The 18,099-nt window shown below is 65.2% G+C and carries 14 protein-coding genes and 6 tRNA genes; 2 read left to right on the top strand and 18 right to left on the bottom strand.

Annotated features, from left to right (window positions below; translation table 11 throughout):
- Positions 1 to 25: 25 nt before the first annotated feature.
- The 3 genes from ABB25_RS03865 to hemN all read right to left on the bottom strand — a co-directional run bounded on the left by ABB25_RS03865 (position 26) and on the right by hemN (position 4,015).
- Positions 26 to 1,651: an FMN-binding glutamate synthase family protein gene (locus ABB25_RS03865; RefSeq protein ID WP_057663951.1), complete on the bottom strand. Its 1,626-nt coding sequence runs from the start codon at positions 1,649 to 1,651 to the stop codon at positions 26 to 28.
- Positions 1,652 to 2,466: 815 nt separating this feature from the next.
- A tRNA-Leu gene (locus ABB25_RS03860) sits at positions 2,467 to 2,553 on the bottom strand.
- Between the two features lie 52 nt (positions 2,554 to 2,605).
- On the bottom strand, positions 2,606 to 4,015 hold the full coding sequence (gene hemN, locus ABB25_RS03855; protein ID WP_057664465.1) for an oxygen-independent coproporphyrinogen III oxidase: 1,410 nt from the start codon (positions 4,013 to 4,015) through the stop codon (positions 2,606 to 2,608).
- A 175-nt stretch (positions 4,016 to 4,190) separates the two neighbouring features.
- On the opposite strand from hemN, the gene ABB25_RS03850 reads away from it, so the two are divergent.
- Complete coding sequence (locus tag ABB25_RS03850) at positions 4,191 to 4,484, top strand: hypothetical protein (protein ID WP_057663948.1); 294 nt, start codon at positions 4,191 to 4,193, stop codon at positions 4,482 to 4,484.
- Positions 4,485 to 4,486: 2 nt separating this feature from the next.
- Positions 4,487 to 5,509, top strand: coding sequence for a 4Fe-4S dicluster domain-containing protein (locus ABB25_RS03845; protein WP_083488085.1), 1,023 nt, complete (start codon positions 4,487 to 4,489; stop codon positions 5,507 to 5,509).
- A gap of 400 nt (positions 5,510 to 5,909) precedes the next feature.
- On the opposite strand, the gene ABB25_RS03840 is transcribed toward ABB25_RS03845, so the two are convergent.
- From ABB25_RS03840 to ABB25_RS03770, 15 genes are all read right to left on the bottom strand, one after another.
- A tRNA-Cys gene (locus ABB25_RS03840) sits at positions 5,910 to 5,983 on the bottom strand.
- 67 nt (positions 5,984 to 6,050) lie between these two features.
- Positions 6,051 to 6,126, bottom strand: a tRNA-Gly gene (locus tag ABB25_RS03835).
- A 127-nt stretch (positions 6,127 to 6,253) separates the two neighbouring features.
- Positions 6,254 to 6,329 (bottom strand) — tRNA-Gly (locus ABB25_RS03830).
- A 58-nt stretch (positions 6,330 to 6,387) separates the two neighbouring features.
- Positions 6,388 to 6,463, bottom strand: a tRNA-Gly gene (locus ABB25_RS03825).
- A 61-nt stretch (positions 6,464 to 6,524) separates the two neighbouring features.
- Positions 6,525 to 6,600 (bottom strand) — tRNA-Gly (locus ABB25_RS03820).
- 46 nt (positions 6,601 to 6,646) lie between these two features.
- Positions 6,647 to 7,267, bottom strand: a complete 621-nt coding sequence (gene pgsA, locus ABB25_RS03815; protein WP_057663942.1) for a CDP-diacylglycerol--glycerol-3-phosphate 3-phosphatidyltransferase — start codon at positions 7,265 to 7,267, stop codon at positions 6,647 to 6,649.
- 4 nt (positions 7,268 to 7,271) lie between these two features.
- Positions 7,272 to 9,131: an excinuclease ABC subunit UvrC gene (gene uvrC, locus ABB25_RS03810; RefSeq protein WP_057663938.1), complete on the bottom strand. Its 1,860-nt coding sequence runs from the start codon at positions 9,129 to 9,131 to the stop codon at positions 7,272 to 7,274.
- Entirely contained in the window at positions 9,128 to 10,546 is a 1,419-nt protein-coding gene (locus ABB25_RS03805; RefSeq protein WP_057663935.1) for an NHL repeat-containing thioredoxin family protein, read from the bottom strand. Before ABB25_RS03805 ends, uvrC begins: the two co-directional genes overlap by 4 nt.
- 23 nt (positions 10,547 to 10,569) lie before the next feature.
- Complete coding sequence (locus tag ABB25_RS03800) at positions 10,570 to 11,034, bottom strand: low molecular weight protein-tyrosine-phosphatase (RefSeq protein ID WP_244477743.1); 465 nt, start codon at positions 11,032 to 11,034, stop codon at positions 10,570 to 10,572.
- Positions 11,031 to 11,801 (bottom strand): 3-deoxy-manno-octulosonate cytidylyltransferase, encoded by a 771-nt coding sequence (gene kdsB / locus ABB25_RS03795; protein WP_057663932.1) that lies wholly within the window; start codon positions 11,799 to 11,801, stop codon positions 11,031 to 11,033. Before kdsB ends, ABB25_RS03800 begins: the two co-directional genes overlap by 4 nt.
- Before the next feature lie 51 nt (positions 11,802 to 11,852).
- Positions 11,853 to 12,857 carry a tetraacyldisaccharide 4'-kinase gene (gene lpxK, locus ABB25_RS03790; protein WP_057663929.1) on the bottom strand — a complete coding sequence of 335 codons (1,005 nt, stop codon included), beginning with the start codon at positions 12,855 to 12,857 and terminating at the stop codon, positions 11,853 to 11,855.
- Positions 12,857 to 14,602 carry a lipid A export permease/ATP-binding protein MsbA gene (gene msbA / locus ABB25_RS03785; protein WP_057663927.1) on the bottom strand — a complete coding sequence of 582 codons (1,746 nt, stop codon included), beginning with the start codon at positions 14,600 to 14,602 and terminating at the stop codon, positions 12,857 to 12,859. The genes lpxK and msbA overlap by 1 nt, the downstream gene beginning before the upstream one ends.
- Positions 14,599 to 15,021 carry an ExbD/TolR family protein gene (locus ABB25_RS03780; RefSeq protein ID WP_057663924.1) on the bottom strand — a complete coding sequence of 141 codons (423 nt, stop codon included), beginning with the start codon at positions 15,019 to 15,021 and terminating at the stop codon, positions 14,599 to 14,601. The genes msbA and ABB25_RS03780 overlap by 4 nt, the downstream gene beginning before the upstream one ends.
- Before the next feature lies 1 nt (position 15,022).
- Positions 15,023 to 15,709, bottom strand: coding sequence for a MotA/TolQ/ExbB proton channel family protein (locus tag ABB25_RS03775; protein ID WP_057664462.1), 687 nt, complete (start codon positions 15,707 to 15,709; stop codon positions 15,023 to 15,025).
- 62 nt (positions 15,710 to 15,771) lie between these two features.
- Positions 15,772 to 18,084 carry a DNA internalization-related competence protein ComEC/Rec2 gene (locus tag ABB25_RS03770; RefSeq protein ID WP_057663921.1) on the bottom strand — a complete coding sequence of 771 codons (2,313 nt, stop codon included), beginning with the start codon at positions 18,082 to 18,084 and terminating at the stop codon, positions 15,772 to 15,774.
- Between the last annotated feature and the right edge of the window lie 15 nt (positions 18,085 to 18,099).

The raw sequence follows: 18,099 nt of genomic DNA, 5'->3' as shown, positions 1-18,099 counted from the left end.
GCTTTTTGTCAGCAGCGTTGGCGGTTCAATGCAGGCGACTGTCGCGCAGGTGCTGGATCCGCTGCGGCGGATCGAACGAATCGGTGCGCGCCAGCGGCCAGTAATCGCGGAACACGCTGTGCTCGGGCTGACCGTCGAGCAGCTCACCGGGCTCCAGGAAGCGGTACAGCGAGCCCAGCGAACGGATCTGGGTTGGCGATACCCGGCGCAGGATGTGCTCGGGCCCGAGCTGGTCGGTATGGGTCAGGCCGGCAGCGGACAGCAGTTCACCCAGCGCGCGCATCGTATTGCGGTGGTAGTTGAACACGCGGGCGGTCTTCTGGGTCGGGTCCAGGTTGCTGGAGCGCGCGCGGTCCTGGGTGGCAATCCCGGTCGGGCACTTGTCGGTATGGCAGCTCAATGCCTGGATGCAGCCCAGCGAGAACATGAAGGCACGGCCGGCATTGCACCAGTCCGCGCCCATCGAGATCGTGCGCGCGATATCGAAGGCACTGGTGATCTTGCCGGCGGCACCGATACGGATGTGCTGGCGGATGTTCAACCCGACCAGGGTGTTGTGCACCAGCATCAGCGCCTCGTTCATCGGCACGCCCACATGGTCCATGAACTCCACCGGTGCCGCACCGGTACCGCCCTCGGCACCATCGACAACGATGTAGTCGGGCATCAGGCCGGTTTCCTGCATGGCCTTGGCAATGCCGAACCACTCCCAGGGATGACCGATGGCCAGCTTGAAACCGACCGGTTTGCCACCGGACAGCTCACGCAGGCGGGCCACGAACTGCAGCAGCTCCACCGGGTTGGAGAAGGCCGAATGACCCGGCGGTGACACGCAGTCCACCCCCATCGGCACCCCGCGGGTCAAGGCGATTTCCTCGCTGACCTTGGCCGCCGGCAGCACACCACCATGGCCCGGCTTGGCCCCTTGGGAAAGCTTGATCTCGATCATCTTCACCTGCGGGTCGGTCGCATTGGCGATGAAGCGCTCCTCGTTGAAACGCCCCTGCTCGTCACGGCAACCAAAGTAGCCCGAACCGATTTCCCAGATCAGGTCGCCGCCGCGCTCACGGTGGTACGGCGAAATGCTGCCTTCGCCGGTGTCCTGGGCAAAGTTGCCGAGCTTGGCCCCGCCATTGAGTGCACGCACCGCATTGGCCGATAGCGCACCAAAGCTCATCGCCGAGATGTTGAACACACTGGCCGAGTAAGGCTGGGTGCACCCCGGTCCACCGATGGTGACGCGGAAGTCGGTGTTGTCGATGCGTGCCGGGCGCATGGAGTGGTTGATCCACTCGTAATCGACCTGGTAGGCGCTGCGCAGGGTACCGAACGGCAGCACATCCATCTCGTTGCGCGAGCGGCGGTAGACCAGGCTGCGGTCCTGGCGCGAGAACGGCACGTTCTCCAGATCGTTCTGCACAAAATACTGGCGGATTTCCGGGCCGATGGATTCAAAGAAGTAGCGAAAATGAACCAGTACCGGATAGTTGCGCCGCAGGGCACTGCGGTTTTGCAGGATATCCACCGTGCCGATGATGATCATCGCTGCAAACAACGCTGAGCCCCAGTACCAGGAGGGCCACTTGAAGGCAAGCACCACCGACACTGGAAGCAGAATAATGGCCAGCAGGTACACCAAGTAGCGATGCATGAGAACTCTCAAAAAATGAACGGGGGCAGTCTACAGCCGCGAGTCGACAAGATGGGTTGCACCGTCGATTTCATGGCCTGAACCAGGGGATTTACTGGTGGCGCAGCATGGATCTGTTCAGCTCGACACGCCGATCAAGCGCATCAGCAATGACGAACAACCACCGCGCCACAGCAGCGGCTATTTTCGGCCAGAAACACCGCACGCTCATGCTGTAGCGCAGCATCACGACCTGTCATAGCGCAGCTTCCTGATGCACAGTTCAAACCGTGGCCTCTGTTGTTGACCCGCCGGGATCAGCACAGAAAACCGCCCGCAGCCGATCACTCGAGCAGCACTCACTTACAGTGCGCGGCTGCGGCATGCGCCGATCGCATCAAGCCAACCCACGGCTTGAACGAAATGGCTTCAGTGCATGGCCGCACGCACGCTTTCCCAAGGCCGTCATCGGCCATGCATGGGTCTGGCCAGGCTGCGCGCTCGGGCAGGCGCGAAGCGCAAACGGACAAATGACAAGCGTGCCGCGGATGGCGACATTCGCTTTGGCAGCGAATACCCCGACAGCGTGGGGCTGGCAAGCGTAACGCCGGTCACGGCACGCTGCGCCGCCGGCCCACCAGGGCGGCCCTGGAACAGCGCAGACACACAGGATCGCCCTGCCAGCCACAGCCACACCGCGGTGTCCGCTGCGGTCAACCTGCTGCCACCCGCTGCCACAGGCGGGCCCTGTACTGCTGCGCCGCCCCCACCCTCGGCACGATGGACGTCCGCCCGGAAGACAGGAAAACAAAAAACCGCCTTGCGGCGGTTTCATGTGGTGCCCGGGACCGGAATCGAACCGGTAAGGAGTTGCCCCCGGCGGATTTTAAGTCCGCTGCGTCTACCACTTTCGCCACCCGGGCAGACCCGCATAGGGTGCCTGAAAAGCCCACAACACGGAATACTGCCCAGCGCTCAGATTGCCCGCGAATAGCGTTGCGTGCTGCGCTGATCATGCAGGTACGGGTCAAAGCACATCGCCAGCAGACGCAGCAAGGGCCGCCCCCATTCGGTAGCCGCAATCACCCCGTTGCTCATCCGGGCCAGACCATCGTCCTGCAGGGCCTGCAGGCGCTGCAGGTCAGCGGCGAAATAATCAGCAAACACCAACTGATGCCGGCGTTCGAATTCGGCGATGTCCAGCTGGCCGTGACACATCAGCTCCTGCACCAGTGCCGCCCGCACCTGGTCATCGGCACTGAGCTCCATCCCGCGCCATACCGGCAGGCGCCCCTCATCAACGGCCACTTCCCAGGCCGGCAATTCACGTGGGTTCTGGCTGTAGCTGCTGTCGATGTGACTGATCGCACTGACCCCCAAGCCAATCAGGTCGGTCTGCGCATGGGTGGTGTAACCCATGAAATTGCGGTGCAGCTGGCCCTGGCGCTGGGCGATTGCCAAAGGATCATCGGGCAGCGCGAAATGGTCCAGCCCGATGTACTGGTAACCGGCAGCGGTCAGTTTTTCCACCGCGATGCCCAGCAGGGCCAGCTTGTCCTCGGCACTGGGCAGATCGGCCTCGATGATCTGACGCTGGGCACGGAACAGATGCGGCAGATGGGCATAGCCGTAAATGGCCAGGCGTTCGGGCCGCTGCTGCAGCATCGCATCCACGGTCTGCGCAAAGCCGGCCAGGGTTTGGCCGGGCAGGCCATAGATCAGGTCGACATTGACCGAGCGCAGGCCGTGTTGCCGGCAGGCCGTCATCACCGCCACGGTCTGCTCCAGTGGCTGGATGCGGTTGATCGCCTGTTGCACAACCGGGTTGATGTCCTGCACCCCGAGGCTGGCGCGATTGAAGCCGATGGCGCCCAGCTCGGCCACCTGGGCCGGGGTGATCATGCGCGGGTCCAGTTCGATGGAAATATCACGGCTGGCGTCGGCACTGAAACGGAACAGCCGACGCAGGCCGGCCACCAGCTGCTGCAGCTGCTGGGGGCTGAGAAAATTGGGCGTCCCGCCACCAAAGTGCAGCTGCACCACTTCGCGACAGGGACCAAACAAGGCCGCCATCTGCGCCGCCTCGGCCAACAGACGCTCGACATAGGCCTGGCCACGTCCGTGGTCGCGGGTGATCACCCGGTTGCAGCCACAGTAGAAGCACGGACTGGTGCAGAACGGCACATGCACATACAGCGACAGCGGCCGGCCACTGGCATTGCTGCGCGCCGCCGCCGCGGTGAGTTGATCCACCCCGAACCGGTCGTGGAACTGCGGGGCGGTGGGATAGGAGGTATAGCGTGGACCGGGCCGATCATGCCGGCGCAGCAGCTCCGGATCGAAGTTCCAGCCCAGACTGGCTGCCGATGCAGGTTGAGTATCCATGCCGGCAGGATCCCATGCCTCCCCGTGCCGGGCCTTGATGCGGATCAATCCAGCAGGCCATTGCAGCGGCGGCACTATTGATTGGAATCAATGTCAGTGCCAGCCGCGGATTCTAGCCTTGGGCGTCCTGCCTCAGCCGCGCGCTTTCCACGCAGCGGCCCTGCTGTGAGCCCACATGCCCAAGCCCGCCTCGTCGCCCTCATCTGCCACCGTGCTGCGCACCATCGGCCTCATCGTGTGGCCGGCCTTTGTTGTCGCCGGACTGGCCACCCTGGTGTTTTTCGCGATGATTGATCCGCTTGCGCTGGCAGCGATCAGCTGGCCGGCACTGGCAGACAGCCGCCTGACCGGCTACAGCCTGGGGTTTTTCATGTTCTGGGGGGTGGCCAGCCTGGCCAGCAGCCTGACCTGGTTGTTGCTGCGCCCTGCTCCACCGGCACCATCACGCCTGGATGAAGAGTGGGATTGAGCATGCCAAGACCACCGCTACCGGCGGCCCTGACATTCAGCTGGCCGCGCAGACTCAGCGCACTGCTGTTGCTGGGCAGCTTCTATCTGCTGCCATGGCTGTCAATCAACGGCGAGCCGGCCGTATTGTTTGACCTGGCCGGCCGTCATGCCTACCTGCTGGGCATCGAACTTGCAGCCGACGAGCTGCCCGCCCTGCTGGCATTGGCAGTATCTGGCCTGGCCCTGCTCTACCTGCTGACCAACCTGGGCGGTCGCCTGTGGTGCGGGCTGCTCTGCCCACAATCCATTCTCGGCAGCCTGTACCAGCAGCTGATGCAACTGGGCAGACACGGCGGCAACCTGTTGTGGGCACTGCTGGCCATCTGGACCGGGATCAGTTTTGTCGGCTATTTCACTCCGGTCCGCCAGCTGTTGCCTCCCGATGCCGCTGGCTGGAATCACTGGACGGTGTTCTGGGCGGTTTTCTATGCCGCCGCCACCTGGGCCAATATCCGTTTCCTGCGAACGCGCCTGTGCACCGAGCTGTGCCCGTTTGCCCGCCTGCAACCCTGGATCACCGACCAACACACCCCGCATGTGCGCTACCAGCTACGCCGGGGTGAACCGCGCGGCGCACGCGCCCCCGGCCTGCCCGGCATCCATGCCCGTGGCCGTACCCTGCTCAATCCCACCACCGCGCAGGATTACGTCTTTCGTGCCGCCAACCCAGCCATCGCGGGCAGCTGGCCCCGTTTTGCGCCTGATCGCCTCGGCGATTGCCTGGACTGCGCGCAATGCCAACAGCAGTGTCCCCTGAAGCTGGATATCCGCAATGGCGTGGATGGCAACTGCCTGGATTGCGGCCTGTGCATCAGTGTCTGCGACCGCCAACTGGCCGCGCACGGCCTGCCCGGCGGCCTGATCCGTCGCCAAAGCCAGGCAGACGCAGAGGAGCAGCCAGCACGGATCATGCGTCCACGCACCGTGGTCGCCCTGGTCATCGCGCTGGGCAGCGCCCTGAGCAGCTGGCTGCTGCTGCATTGAAAAACCGCTGAGCAGCCCGCGCCCGCACCCTGCAGCACGTCGTAGTGCTTGAACCAATCGCGCGACCAGCCCGCCTCGTGCCCACCCGCGCCGGCATCCACAGCGAAAACTGCTGCGGCATCCTCGTGCTGGCAACAGTGCTGCCAGAGCCTCGACAAGGATCAGGCAGATCAGCCTGGACAACCTTGCAGCAGGCCTGACCGGCCAGGCACAGATGCTCCCCCTGCAGCACCGCGTTGCCAGAGCAGAACCCGCACAGAAAACTTACCCGGCCGATGACGGAGGACATCCCACGGCAAAACCAGCGTATCTGCCGCATATCGAGCCCGGCGTGGCCGCCTTGCACCCAGAACGCAGGCAACAAAAAACCCGCTTTCGCGGGTTGAATGCTTGAATCTTATGGAGGCCTGAGTCGGAATCGAACCGGCGTACACGGATTTGCAATCCGTTGCATAACCACTCTGCCATCAGGCCAACAACTGGTTGGTAAGACTGTTTGCTTACCAGGCGATGCCCTCGCATGCTGGACATTGCATTGATCTGGAGCGGGAAACGAGACTCGAACTCGCGACCTCAACCTTGGCAAGGTTGCGCTCTACCAACTGAGCTATTCCCGCTTGGAATGTGAACATGATACCTGCATTTCACGTTTCACGCCAGCGTTTGTTGCCTTGACTGCCTGCCTTCAAAGCACTTCAAATCAAAGCTTACGCCTGCTGGAAGGCGTTTTTGGCCACTGCATCTTGGAGCGGGAAACGAGACTCGAACTCGCGACCTCAACCTTGGCAAGGTTGCGCTCTACCAACTGAGCTATTCCCGCATGGATGCCCCACCGTTTGGTGACTGGTGGTGACCACGGCCTTGCGGCCGGATAAAGCTGGAGCGGGAAACGAGACTCGAACTCGCGACCTCAACCTTGGCAAGGTTGCGCTCTACCAACTGAGCTATTCCCGCATTTTTTCCCAACCCGCTTCACAGAGGCAGCATGCACCAGGTTTTGGCACTGGAATCAAGCTGGAGCGGGAAACGAGACTCGAACTCGCGACCTCAACCTTGGCAAGGTTGCGCTCTACCAACTGAGCTATTCCCGCTTGGGAGGCGAAATAATACACCACTTCACGCACACGTCAACACAATTTACGGCTTGGATTTCACTTTTTTACGGGCGGCCTGTTCGTCGACCTTCAGGCTCGGCCAGGCGGCCCACAGGTACTGCAGGCCAGACCACAGGGTCAGCAGTGCCGCCGCCGCCAGCAGCCAGTCACCGAGGTGGAAAACCGGTTCGCCCAGCCAGATCTCGCTGGTCTTCTGCTGTCCCGGCGTCACCGAATAAAGCAGGCATAGCAGCGCAATCATCTGTACCGTGGTCTTGATCTTGCCGATCATGGCCACACCGACCTTGGCACGCTGGCCGAGCTCGGCCATCCATTCACGCAGGGCCGAAACCGCGATTTCACGACCGACGATCACCGCTGCCCAGAACGCCATCCACGGCGTGGGATGCCCCTGCACGATCAAAAACAACGCAACGGCCACCATCAGCTTGTCGGCGACCGGGTCCAGGAAGGCACCAAAGGCCGATTGCAGGTTCCAGCGCCGTGCTATCCAGCCATCCAGCCAGTCAGTGATCGCTGCCAGGCCAAACACCGCCGCACAGGCGAAGTTGGTCCATTTGTAGGGGAGGTAAAAGGCCAGTACCAGCACCGGGATCATCACGATGCGCAGCAGGGTCAGCCACGTGGGGAGGGTCAAATTCATTGCTTCAGGTCGACTCATCAGCCAGAACTACTTCCGGCAGTCCGTGAAGATTAGCGTAGATACGCGCTGCCAGCGCGGCATTGATGCCCTCGACCCGGGCAATCTCGGCCTGCCCTGCCGCCTTGAGCCCCCCCAGCCCGCCAAAGTGACGCAGCAAGGCTGCCCGCCGCCGGGGCCCGATGCCCTCGATATCTTCCAGCCGGCTGGTGTTGCGCGCTTTCTGCCGCCGCGCACGATGGCCGGTAATGGCAAAGCGGTGTGCCTCGTCGCGCACCTGCTGGATGAACTGCAGGCCCGGGCTGGCCGCGCCCGGGCGCAGGCTGCGCCCATCCGGCAGCACCAGAGTTTCCTCGCCGGCACGCCGCTGCGGCCCCTTGGCTACACCAACCAGCATCACCCCCTGCACCGCCAGCCCGTCCAGGACCGACTGGGCCTGCGCCAGCTGCCCGGCACCGCCGTCGATGAGCAGCACATCCGGCAGCACGCCATCCTGCTCCACGGCCTTGCGGAAGCGCCGTTCCAGTGCCTGATGCATCGCGGCATAGTCATCGCCCGGGGTGATCCCGGTGATGTTGTAGCGGCGGTACTGGCTGCTCACCGGGCCATTGGCATCAAACACCACACAGGAGGCCACCGTGGCCTCGCCCATGGTGTGGCTGATGTCAAAGCACTCCACCCGGTTCGGTGCCGCCGGCAACTCCAGCAACGCCTGCAGCCCTTCACTGCGCACGCGCTGGGCGCCACGGCTGGACAACTCCTGCACCAGCGCCGCCTGTGCATTGCGGCTGACCAGTTCGATATAGCCGGCACGTTCATTGCGTACCTTCCATTTCAGCTGTACCCGCTGGCCGCTGGCCTCGCTCAAGGCGGCCTGGATCAAGCCGGCCTCCTCGATCTCCCGGTCCAGCAGGATCTCGGCCGGCGCGGCCTGCTCGCTGTAATACTGCGACACGAACGCGGCCAGCACCTCCTCGGCACTGTCCTGGCCATTGGTGCGCGGGAAAAACGCCCGTGTGCCCAGGTTGCGGCCATCACGGAAGGACAGCAGCATCACGCAGGCATTGGCACCGTCCATGGCACAGGCCAAGGCATCCAGGTCCAATGCCTGGCCATCGACAAACTGCCGGTTGTGCATGCTGCGCAGGGACTTGACCAGGTCACGCAGACGCGCCGCCTGTTCGAACTCCAGCGCATCACTGGCCGCCTGCATCTGCTGGCTGAGTTCATGGATCAACGCATCACTGCGGCCATCCAGAAACATCGCCGCCCGGTGGATGGCCTGGCCATATTCCTGCTCGCTTACCCGCTCCACGCACGGCGCCAGGCAGCGTCCGATCTGGTGCTGCAGGCACGGCCGGGTGCGATTGCGGAACACGCTGTCCTCGCAACTGCGCAGGCCAAACAGCTTGTGCATCAGGTTCAGGGTCTCGCGTACCGCAGTGACACCCGGATAAGGGCCAAAATACCGCCCGTTGTGGCTGCGCGGCCCACGATGCAGCGCAATCCGCGGCCAGCGCTCGCGCGTGAGCAGCACATACGGGTAGCTCTTGTCATCGCGCAGGGCCACGTTGTAACGCGGCCCGAGGGATTTGATCAGCTGGTTTTCCAGCAGCAGCGCCTCGGCCTCGGTACGGGTGACGGTCACCTCCATCCGTGCCACCTGGCTGAGCATCAACATGATGCGCGCGTTTTTCGGCGAGCCATTGAAATAGCTGCCCACCCGCTTGCGCAGCGCCCCGGCCTTGCCGACATACAGCAAGGTCTCATCGGCGGCATACATCCGGTAAACGCCGGGAGCGGTGCTCAAGCTGGCTGCAAAGGCCTTGCCGTCAAACGCATGTTCAGCCGTACTGCTATGGCTCATTGCCCAATCGGAATGTCGGCGAGCTCGCCGGTAGCAGGATCGTAGCGCAGCACAGCACAACCTTCGCTATCGGCGATCCACACCACACCGGCCTGGACGGCGATCGCCGAGGCGCCATACAGCGGACGATCCAGCGCGACACTGGTTACCTGGGCCCCGGGCAGCTTGATCCTGCGCAGCTTGCCGTTACCGGCATCGGCCACCCAGAGCAGATGCGCATCGGCGTCGGCTGCCACCGATTGCGGGAACTGCAGCAGAGCCTCGGCACGGTTGCCGTCGACCAGGCCGTGCTGCCACAGCCCCTGGCCTACAACGGTCTGCACCAGCCCGCCACGCAGCTGCAACGAACGCACTGCCGAACTGAGCGCATCGCAGACATACAGCGTGCCATCCATCGTGGTCAACGCCACCGGCTGGGCAAAGGCGGCCATCGGCCCGCTGCCATCGCGCAGCTCCAGTGCGCCCGAACCTGCGCGACAGGCCAGCTTGCGGCTGCCCAGGTCATAGCTCCAGACCTGGTTGTCGCCGGTCATCGCCAGCAGCAGCTGGTTGTCCAGCAGGGCCAGCGCCGAAGGCTGCTGCAGCTGGCTGTCGGCGGCCTGGGCCAGCACCCCTTCGCGTGGCGTACCGGCCTTGCCGGTGCCGATCAGGGTATCGACCTGGCCACTGAGCACATTGATCCTGCGTATGGCGTGGTTGCCGGTATCAGCCACGTACAGATGCCCATGCCCCAGGACCAGCCCGTGCGGGCGGTTGAAGGCGGCCACATCACTGCTGCCATCGGCCCAATCGGCGGTACCCATGCCGAACTGGCGCAGGATCCGACCATGGTGGTTGCATTCCAGCACCCGGTGCTTGCCGGTGTCGGCAATGTAGAGACGATCCTGGGTGACCTGCAGCCCACGCGGGTGACGCAGTTCATGCCCGGCGGTGGAAACCGCCAGCAGCTGCAGGTTGTCCAGTGCCGACGGTGCTGGCTTGACCCCCTGGCACAGGCTGCTCAGCGCCGGCTCCAACGGCTGCCCGAGACCGACCAGCCGTTCAACCTCGCGGCTGCTGGAATCAATCATCACCAGGGTCGGCCAGCTGTCCACCGCAAAGCGCCGCCATGCTTCCCAACCTGTATCGAGCAATACCGGTGCCTGGATGCCGTCCTGGGCCAACAGGGCCAGGGAACGCTGGCCATCGCGCTCGAAATCAAAGCGTGGCACCTGCACCACCACCACCTGCAAACGCCCTGGATGACGCGCCTGCCATTGCTGCAGCTCCTGCAGCCGCTGGCTGCACCAGCGGGAGGCGGCATTGACGAAGGCAACCACCAGTGGCCGGCCTTGAAAATGCATCAACGTTGCCGGCGGGGCATTGAGCCACGTGGCCGATTCGGGCAGATCCTGGGAAAGTTGGGTAGCGTCCATGGCCCGATTATGCCTAAAGGCAATTACCGTGCCACTCGTCGGCAGGTGGCACGGGCGGCGGCGCTGGCCAGGTCCCAGACCTGCTCGAAGTCGGCATCGCTGCCGTAGTACGGATCGGGCAGCTGCATGCCTTGGCCCAGCCCGGCCCACTCCAGCCAAAGTACGGCGCGGTTTTCCAGTCCTGGCGGTGCCATGGCGCGGGCAGCGGCAAGGTTGTCGCGGTCGGCACAGAGCAGCCAGTCAAACCGGAAAAAATCCTCAACCTGCAGCTGGCGCGCACGTTGCTGGCCGATATCCACAGCGTGACGCAGCGCACAAGCCTGCGCACGCGGATCCGGCGGCTTGCCGCTATGCCAGCCGGCCGTGCCAGCCGAATCAACGTGGACATGGTCCTGCTGCCCTGCCGCCCGCAGCGCTGCCCGCAACGCTCCTTCGCCCAGCGGCGAACGGCAGATGTTGCCCAGGCACACCACCAGCAGGGCGGTCACTGCGCCGCCAGCCAGGCATTGGCACGGGCCAGGTCCTCGGCGGTATCAATTCCCGGCGGGAACGCCTGTGGCGCCAGGCCGACAGCAATGGCATGACCGGCCTCCAGTACCCGCAGCTGCTCAAGCGATTCGAGCTGTTCCAGGCCGCCTGCCGGCATCGCGGCAAACTGGCGCAGGAAACCGGCGCGGTAGGCATAGATGCCGATATGGCGCAGCCAGTGATTGCCCGCAGGCAAGCGGCTGCGATCGACAGCAAACGCATCGCGCGGCCAGGGGATCGGTGCACGCGAAAAATACAGTGCGCGGCCGCCTGCGTCGCGCACCACCTTGACCACATTGGGATCAAACAGCACTGGCGCGTCAGCAACCGGCGTGGCCAGGGTCGCCATCGGCGTCTGCTGCTGGACCAGGGCGGTGGCGACGGCGACGATCCCGGCGGCCGGCGCGAACGGCTCATCGCCTTGCAGGTTGACCACCACGGTGTCATCACTCCAGCCGGCAATGGCCGCACACTCGGCCAGCCGGTCGGTGCCGGAGGCGTGTCCGGCAGCGGTCATTGCCACCTGGATGCCCTCCAGGCCGGCCAGGGCATCGGCAATACGCTGGTCATCGGTGGCCACCCAGGCCTGGCGTGCGCCGGCGGCCAACGCGCGCCGCGCCACATGCACCACCATCGGCTCACCGGCAATCAAGGCCAGCGGCTTGCCCGGCAGGCGTGAGGAATGGTAGCGGGCCGGGATGGCAACAACGAAATCAGGGGCGCTCATGGTGGCAGCTCAACAAAACACGAGCGGGCTAGTGTGCACCAAGTGCACACACTAGCGTGGCCGCAGCTGCTCCAGGCGGTCCAGCAGGCTGATCCACAGTGCCTCGGGCAGCTCGGCCTGCAACGGCACGCTGAACTGTCCGGGCTGGGCAAAAGCGGCACATTTGACCGCATCCTTCTCGGTCATCAGCACCGGCAAGCGGCTGCCGAAGTCAAAATCGGCCGGGGTGAACTGGTGATGGTCGGCAAACGCGTGCGGCACCACGGCAATCTGCCGTTGCCGCAGCATCTGGAAAAACCGCTCCGGGTGGGCGATGCCGGCTACCGCATGCACGCGCTGGCCTTCAAAGCTGGACAAGGCGCGCTCGCGGCCACCGGCCAGCGGAACTGCCTGGGTGATATCCAGGCGCATCGGCCATTGACCAAAGCCCACGTCCTGCGCACGCCCGTCCACCCCCAGGTTGACGATACGGAAGTCGCACTGCGCCGCCCGCCCGACCGGCTCGCGCAGCGGACCGGCCGGGATCATCCGCCCATTGCCATAACGGCGCTGGGCATCGACCACTTCCACTTCGATATCGCGTGCCAGCCGGTAATGCTGCAGGCCATCATCGCTGATGATGACATCGCAGCCGGCCTGCACCAGGGCTCGGGCAGCAGCAACCCGGTCCACATCCACGCGCACCGGCACGCCGGTCTTGCGTGCAATCAGCACCGGCTCATCGCCGCCCAGGGTGGCAGGCGTGCCGGCATCCACCCAGCGGGAGGCCTTGGCCTGCTGACGCCCGTAGCCACGGCTGGCTACCCCCGGCTTCCAGCCAGCACGGCGCAGGCGTTCGACCACGGCGATGGTCAGCGGCGTCTTGCCGGTGCCACCGGCAGTGATATTGCCCACCACCAGCACCGGTACCGGCAGCGAGTGGCGTGACAACCAGCCGCGCCGGTACAGGCTGCCGCGCAGGTGCACCACCGCTTCGTACAACGGAGCCAGTGCCGAGGCCCACAGCGGCACCGGCACGCCATCCTGGTACCAGTACTCGGGAGTCTGCCTGCCCATCAGCCCTGCCCGTCGCGGAACTGCATGCGGTACAGGTGCTCGTACAGGCCACCGGCAGCCAGCAGTTCGGCATGGGTGCCGCGCTCGACAATCCGGCCCTGGTCCATCACCAGCACCTGGTCGGCATGCTCGATCGTTGACAACCGGTGGGCGATGACCAGGGTGGTGCGGTCGGGCATCAGCTTGTGCAGCGCGTCCTGCACCAGGCGCTCGGATTCATTGTCCAGCGCCGCGGTGGCCTCATCCAGGATCAGGATCGGCGCATCCTTGAGCATGGCGCGGGCGATGGCCAGGCGCTGGCGCTGGCCGCCGGACAGACGCCCGCCCTTGGCACCGACCTGCTCCTCCAGCCCCATTGGCATCTGCGCGACGAATTCACGGGCATTGGCACCGTCAATGGCCTGGTCCAGCTGCTCGGCGCTGCGTTGTTCCAGCTCACCGTAGGCCACGTTCTGGGCGATGCTGCCGTCAAACAGCATCACCTGCTGGCCGACCATCGCGATCTGCCGGCGCAGGTCGGCAAGGCGATAGTCCTGCAATGGATGCCCGTCGAGCAGGATCTGGCCTTGCTGTGCGTCATAGAATCGCGGAATCAGCTTGATCAGGGTGGATTTGCCACTGCCCGAGCGCCCGACAATCGCGGTCACCGTGCCCGGGCGGGCAATGAAGCTGACATCCTGCAGGGCCGGCTTGGTCTGGCCCTCATAGGTGGCGGTGACCGAACGGAACTCCAGTTCGCCACGGCAGCGCTGCAATGCACGGGTGCCGGTGTCCGGCTCATCCTCGGCATCGAGCACGCTGAACAGACGCTGCGCCGAGGCAATGCCGCGCTGGGTCATGTTCTGCACATTGGTCAGCTGCTTGAGTGCCGGGATGATGGTCATCATCGAGAGCATCAGCGTCACAAAGTCACCCACGGCCAGACGCCCGGCAGTTGCCTCGTAGCTGGCAATCAGCAGCAACGCGGCCAGGCCGACCGAACCGATCAGCTGCACCATGGCCGAGGAAATACTGCGCGTGGCCTCCACCTTCACCGCCAGGCGCAGGTGGACATTGGCCTGGCCCTGGTAGCGCTGTAGTTCGCCCTGCTGGGCGCCATAAATCTTGACGTCCTGGTTGGCCGACAGGGTCTGGTCGGCCGACTGCATCAGTTCGGCGCTGCTTTCCTGGATGCGGTGGCTGATGCGGCGGTAGCGCTTGGCCACCTTGCTCATGACCCAGGCCAGCGGCGGGGCAAGCACGAAGATGGCCAGGGTCACCTGCCAGCTGTACCAGAGCATCACCGCAAGTGCCCCCAGCGCCTGCAGCGACTGCTGCACCACCACCTTGGTCGCATCCACCGCCGCTTGGGCCACCTGGTCGGCATCGGAGCCCAGGCGTACCAGCATCGAGGGCACTGGCTCAGCATCAAAGCGCTGCCCGGGCAGGCGCATGTACTTGTCCAGGACCTGCATCCGCAGATCGCGCGCGATGCTGCGTGCGGCCTTGCCCATGCCGATGTCGGTCAGGTAGCCGGCTACCCCGCGCAACAGAAACAGACCGACGATGGCCAATGGCATCCAAACGTTGATCTCGCTCGGATTGACCAGGCTGTTGGTGACCGGGCTCATCATCACCAGGAAGTAGCTGCCGGCACCGGCCTCGATCAACAGCCCGACCACCGCCATCGCCAGCAGGCCCCGGTAAGGCTTGGCAAAACGCAGCAACCTGGCATAGGTCTGCCAGGCAGTTTCGGCCTGGCTCATTGCTTCACTTCCGGCGCAGTGGCAATGGCGATGCGGCGAAAGCCCAGCTGGCCCAGCGCATCCTGTGCGGTGACCACCGCCTGGTAAGGGGTGCGGGCATCGGCGCGCAGCAGCACGGTCTGCTGACGGTCATCGCCAGCCGCTTCCCCCAGCGCGTGCTTGAGCGATTCGATATCGGTACGCAGCACTTCCTGGTCGTTGACGAAATAGCGTCCATCGGCATTGATCAGCACCCCCAGCCCACGCAGCGGTTCGCTGGCCGGCTGCTCGCTGGCCTTGGGCAGCTCCAGCTGGATGGTGGAACGCACATCAAAGGTGGTGGTGACCACAAAGAAGATGATCAACACCAGGATCACGTCGATCAGCGGTACCAGATCGATATGGGTGTCATCCTGGCTGCTGTTGTCGCCAATGCGCATGTCAGCTCCGCGCCGGCTGCTGCACGGGGGCAGCGCCCTTGGCCTCGGCCGGCTTGCCTGCAGCAGCCGCTGCAGCCAGTACCGCCGGACGGCCATCCAGCGCATCCATCAGCGCGGCAGCCTCCTTTTCCATTTCCACCACATAACCGCTGACGCGTGCACGGAAATAACGGTGCGCAATCAGGGCCGGGATCGCCACTGCCATGCCGGTGGCCGTGCACACCAGGGCCTTGCCGATGCCGCCGGCCAGCTGGCTGACATCGCCGGCGCCATGGTCCATCAGGCCCAGGAACATCTGGATCATGCCGATCACCGTACCCAGCAGACCCAGCAAGGGTCCGGCCGAGGCAATCGTCGACAGTGCCGGTAGGTAGCGCTCCATCCGGTGCACCAGATGGCGGCCGGTATCCTCGATGCGCTCGCGCATCTGCTCGCGCGGACGGTTGCGCGCTTCCAATGCAGCGGCCAGCAATGCGCCCAGCGGGGAGTTGTCACGCAGCGTCTGCAGGTGTGCCGGCTCCAGCCGTCCGCGCGCCGCCCAGCTGCGCACTTCCTGCCCCAGGCCCGGAGGCAGCACCTCGTTGCGGCGCAGGGTCCACAGCCGCTCCAGAATGATGGCAACGCCCAACACGCCCAGCACAATCAGCGGCAGCATCGGCCAACCGCCGGCTTTGACCAGTTCCCACACGTTCAAACCCCCAGGCCATCGGCCACAAGCTATCTGCGCGATAGGATAGCAGCCAGCACCGCTCAACCACCGCCATCCCACAGCCGCTGGCGCCAGAACCGGCGCTGCCGCACCGACAGCCCCTGCCCGTCGAGCCATATCCGTACCGCGCCGCTGTCGGCCGTGTTGAGCACTTCGGCACCGGCATGCTGCCAGCGCCTGACCACCACCGGATGTGGGTGACCAAAACGGTTGCCTGCCCCGGCCGAGACCACCACCAGCTCGGCGCCTGTGGCCTGCACGAACCCGCCCAGCGAGGAACTGTCACTGCCATGATGGGCGGCCAGCACCACGCGCGCGCGCACGGCGGCCCGATCCTGCTGCAGCAACCGCTGCTCGACAACCTGGCTGATGTCACCGGTCAGCAGCACGCTGCCCTGCGCACTGTCGACGCGCAGCACACAACTGGCGTCATTGCCCAGGTACGGAAAATGCAGCCCCGGATGCAGCACGGAAAAGCGCACGCCATCCCATTGCCAGTGATCACCGGCCAGGCAGCTGCCCTGGATCGACTGTGGCATCCCTGCAGGCCCGACCACGCGCGTTGGCGGGATGCCTTGCCGCACTGCCTCCAGCCCGCCGGCATGATCGGCATCACCATGACTGAGCATCAGCAGGTCCAGCCTGCGCACCCCCAGTGCATGCAGCGCCGGCAGCACGATGCGGGCTCCGGCATCAAAACCGGAGCGCGAGCGCGGACCGGTGTCATACAGCAGGACATGGTTGGCCGTGCGCACCACCACCGCCAGTCCCTGGCCGACATCCAGCACATGCATATCCAGCTGTCCGGCCGCAGCCGGCAGTTCCCGTTGCGGCCACAGTATCGGCAGCCACAGCAGCAGGGCCAGCCAGCGCCCGGGTACGCCACGCGGCAACAACAGCCAGGCAGCGCCCAGCAACGCCAGGGCAGCTGCCAGCAGGCTGCTTTCCGGCAACCACCACAGTGCCCAGCGGCTGTCGGCCATCCACCCGAACAGCTCCCAGCTGGGCATGAACGCCTGCCCGGCCCAGCGCCAGGCCCACTGGCCTGCGCCCGCGAGCAGCGCCTCGAGCAACAGCCCGAGCACGCACAGCGGCACCACCACGAGTGACCACCAGGGAATGGCCAGCAGGTTGGCCAATGGCCCGACCAGCGATGCCTGGCCGAACAGCACTACCGTCAACGGCAGCAGGCCGATACTGGCCACTGCCTGTGCGGCAAGCAGACCGCGCAACGGCGGCAGCGGGCCATGCGGCAGACTCCAGGCCAGCCAGGCCACGCCGGCAAAGCTGAGCCAGAAACCCGCAGCCAGCAGGGCCAGCGGATCCACCAGCAGCACCGCCAGCAGCGCCAATGACAGACTCTGCCAGATGCCCGTCACCCGCCGGGACAGGCGCGCCAGACAGACCACCGCAATCATCAGTACCGTGCGCACGGCCGGCAGCCCCATGCCGGCCACCGCCGCATACAGCAGCGCACCGGACAGTGCCGCCACGGCCATCGCCTGCGGCCGCGGCAGCCACATCGCCAGCGGCGGACAGCAACGCCACAGCAACCAGGCCAGTTGCGCCGCGACAATGCCCAGCAGGCCGACATGGAAGCCGGAGATCGCCACCAGATGGGTCAACCCGGTGACCCGCAACCGTTGCCAATCGTGCTCGTCCAGTCCAGCAGTGTCGCCCAATGCCAGCGCCCGCACGAAGCGCGCCTGTGCGGCTGGCAGCGCCTGCTCGATCCGTCGCGACATCCGCGCCCGCCAGGGCTGCAGTCCCTGGCCACTGCCGCGCAGGGATTGCCGGCCCGGTACCACGTAGGCATTGGCATGGATGCGGGCGGCCAGTGCATGCCGGGCAGCATCAAACCCGCCGGGATTGTGCCGGCTGTCGGGACGGCGCAGGCGCAACTGCAGCTGCCAGGACTGCCCGGCATCAAGCTGCAGGCGCTGGGCATCGACACTGCCATCGAGCGGATCGGACCAGACCACGGCCAGCCGTCGCCCCCGCATGCCGGCCTGTCTGGCGGCCGGCCGGTCCACCTGCAACATAAAGCGACTGCGTCCGGGCTGCTGCTCGACCAGACCGATGATCTGCCCGCTGAGCGTCAGGGTCTGACCATTGCGCGCGGCCGGCCACTGCCGGTCCAGTACGTGCGCTGCATGCAGCTGCGCAAGGGCCAGCCCGAGCAGCAGCAAGGCCGGCAGGCGCCATTGCGCAGCCCTGCAGGCCACCAGCAGCGCACACGGCAGGCACAGCCAGAGCCAACCGCGCATCAACAGCCCGGGCAGCAACAGGCCCAGCCCGGCACCGCTGGCCATTGCCAGCACCATCAGCCCATCGATTGGCTGTAACTGCCGCATCCGTGCAGCTCCGTT

The organism is Stenotrophomonas koreensis (genome assembly GCF_001431525.1).
Classification (GTDB): Bacteria; Pseudomonadota; Gammaproteobacteria; order Xanthomonadales; family Xanthomonadaceae; genus Stenotrophomonas; species Stenotrophomonas koreensis.
Note: the sequence above shows the minus strand (reverse complement) of the source record. Positions and strands in the feature narration are given on the sequence as shown.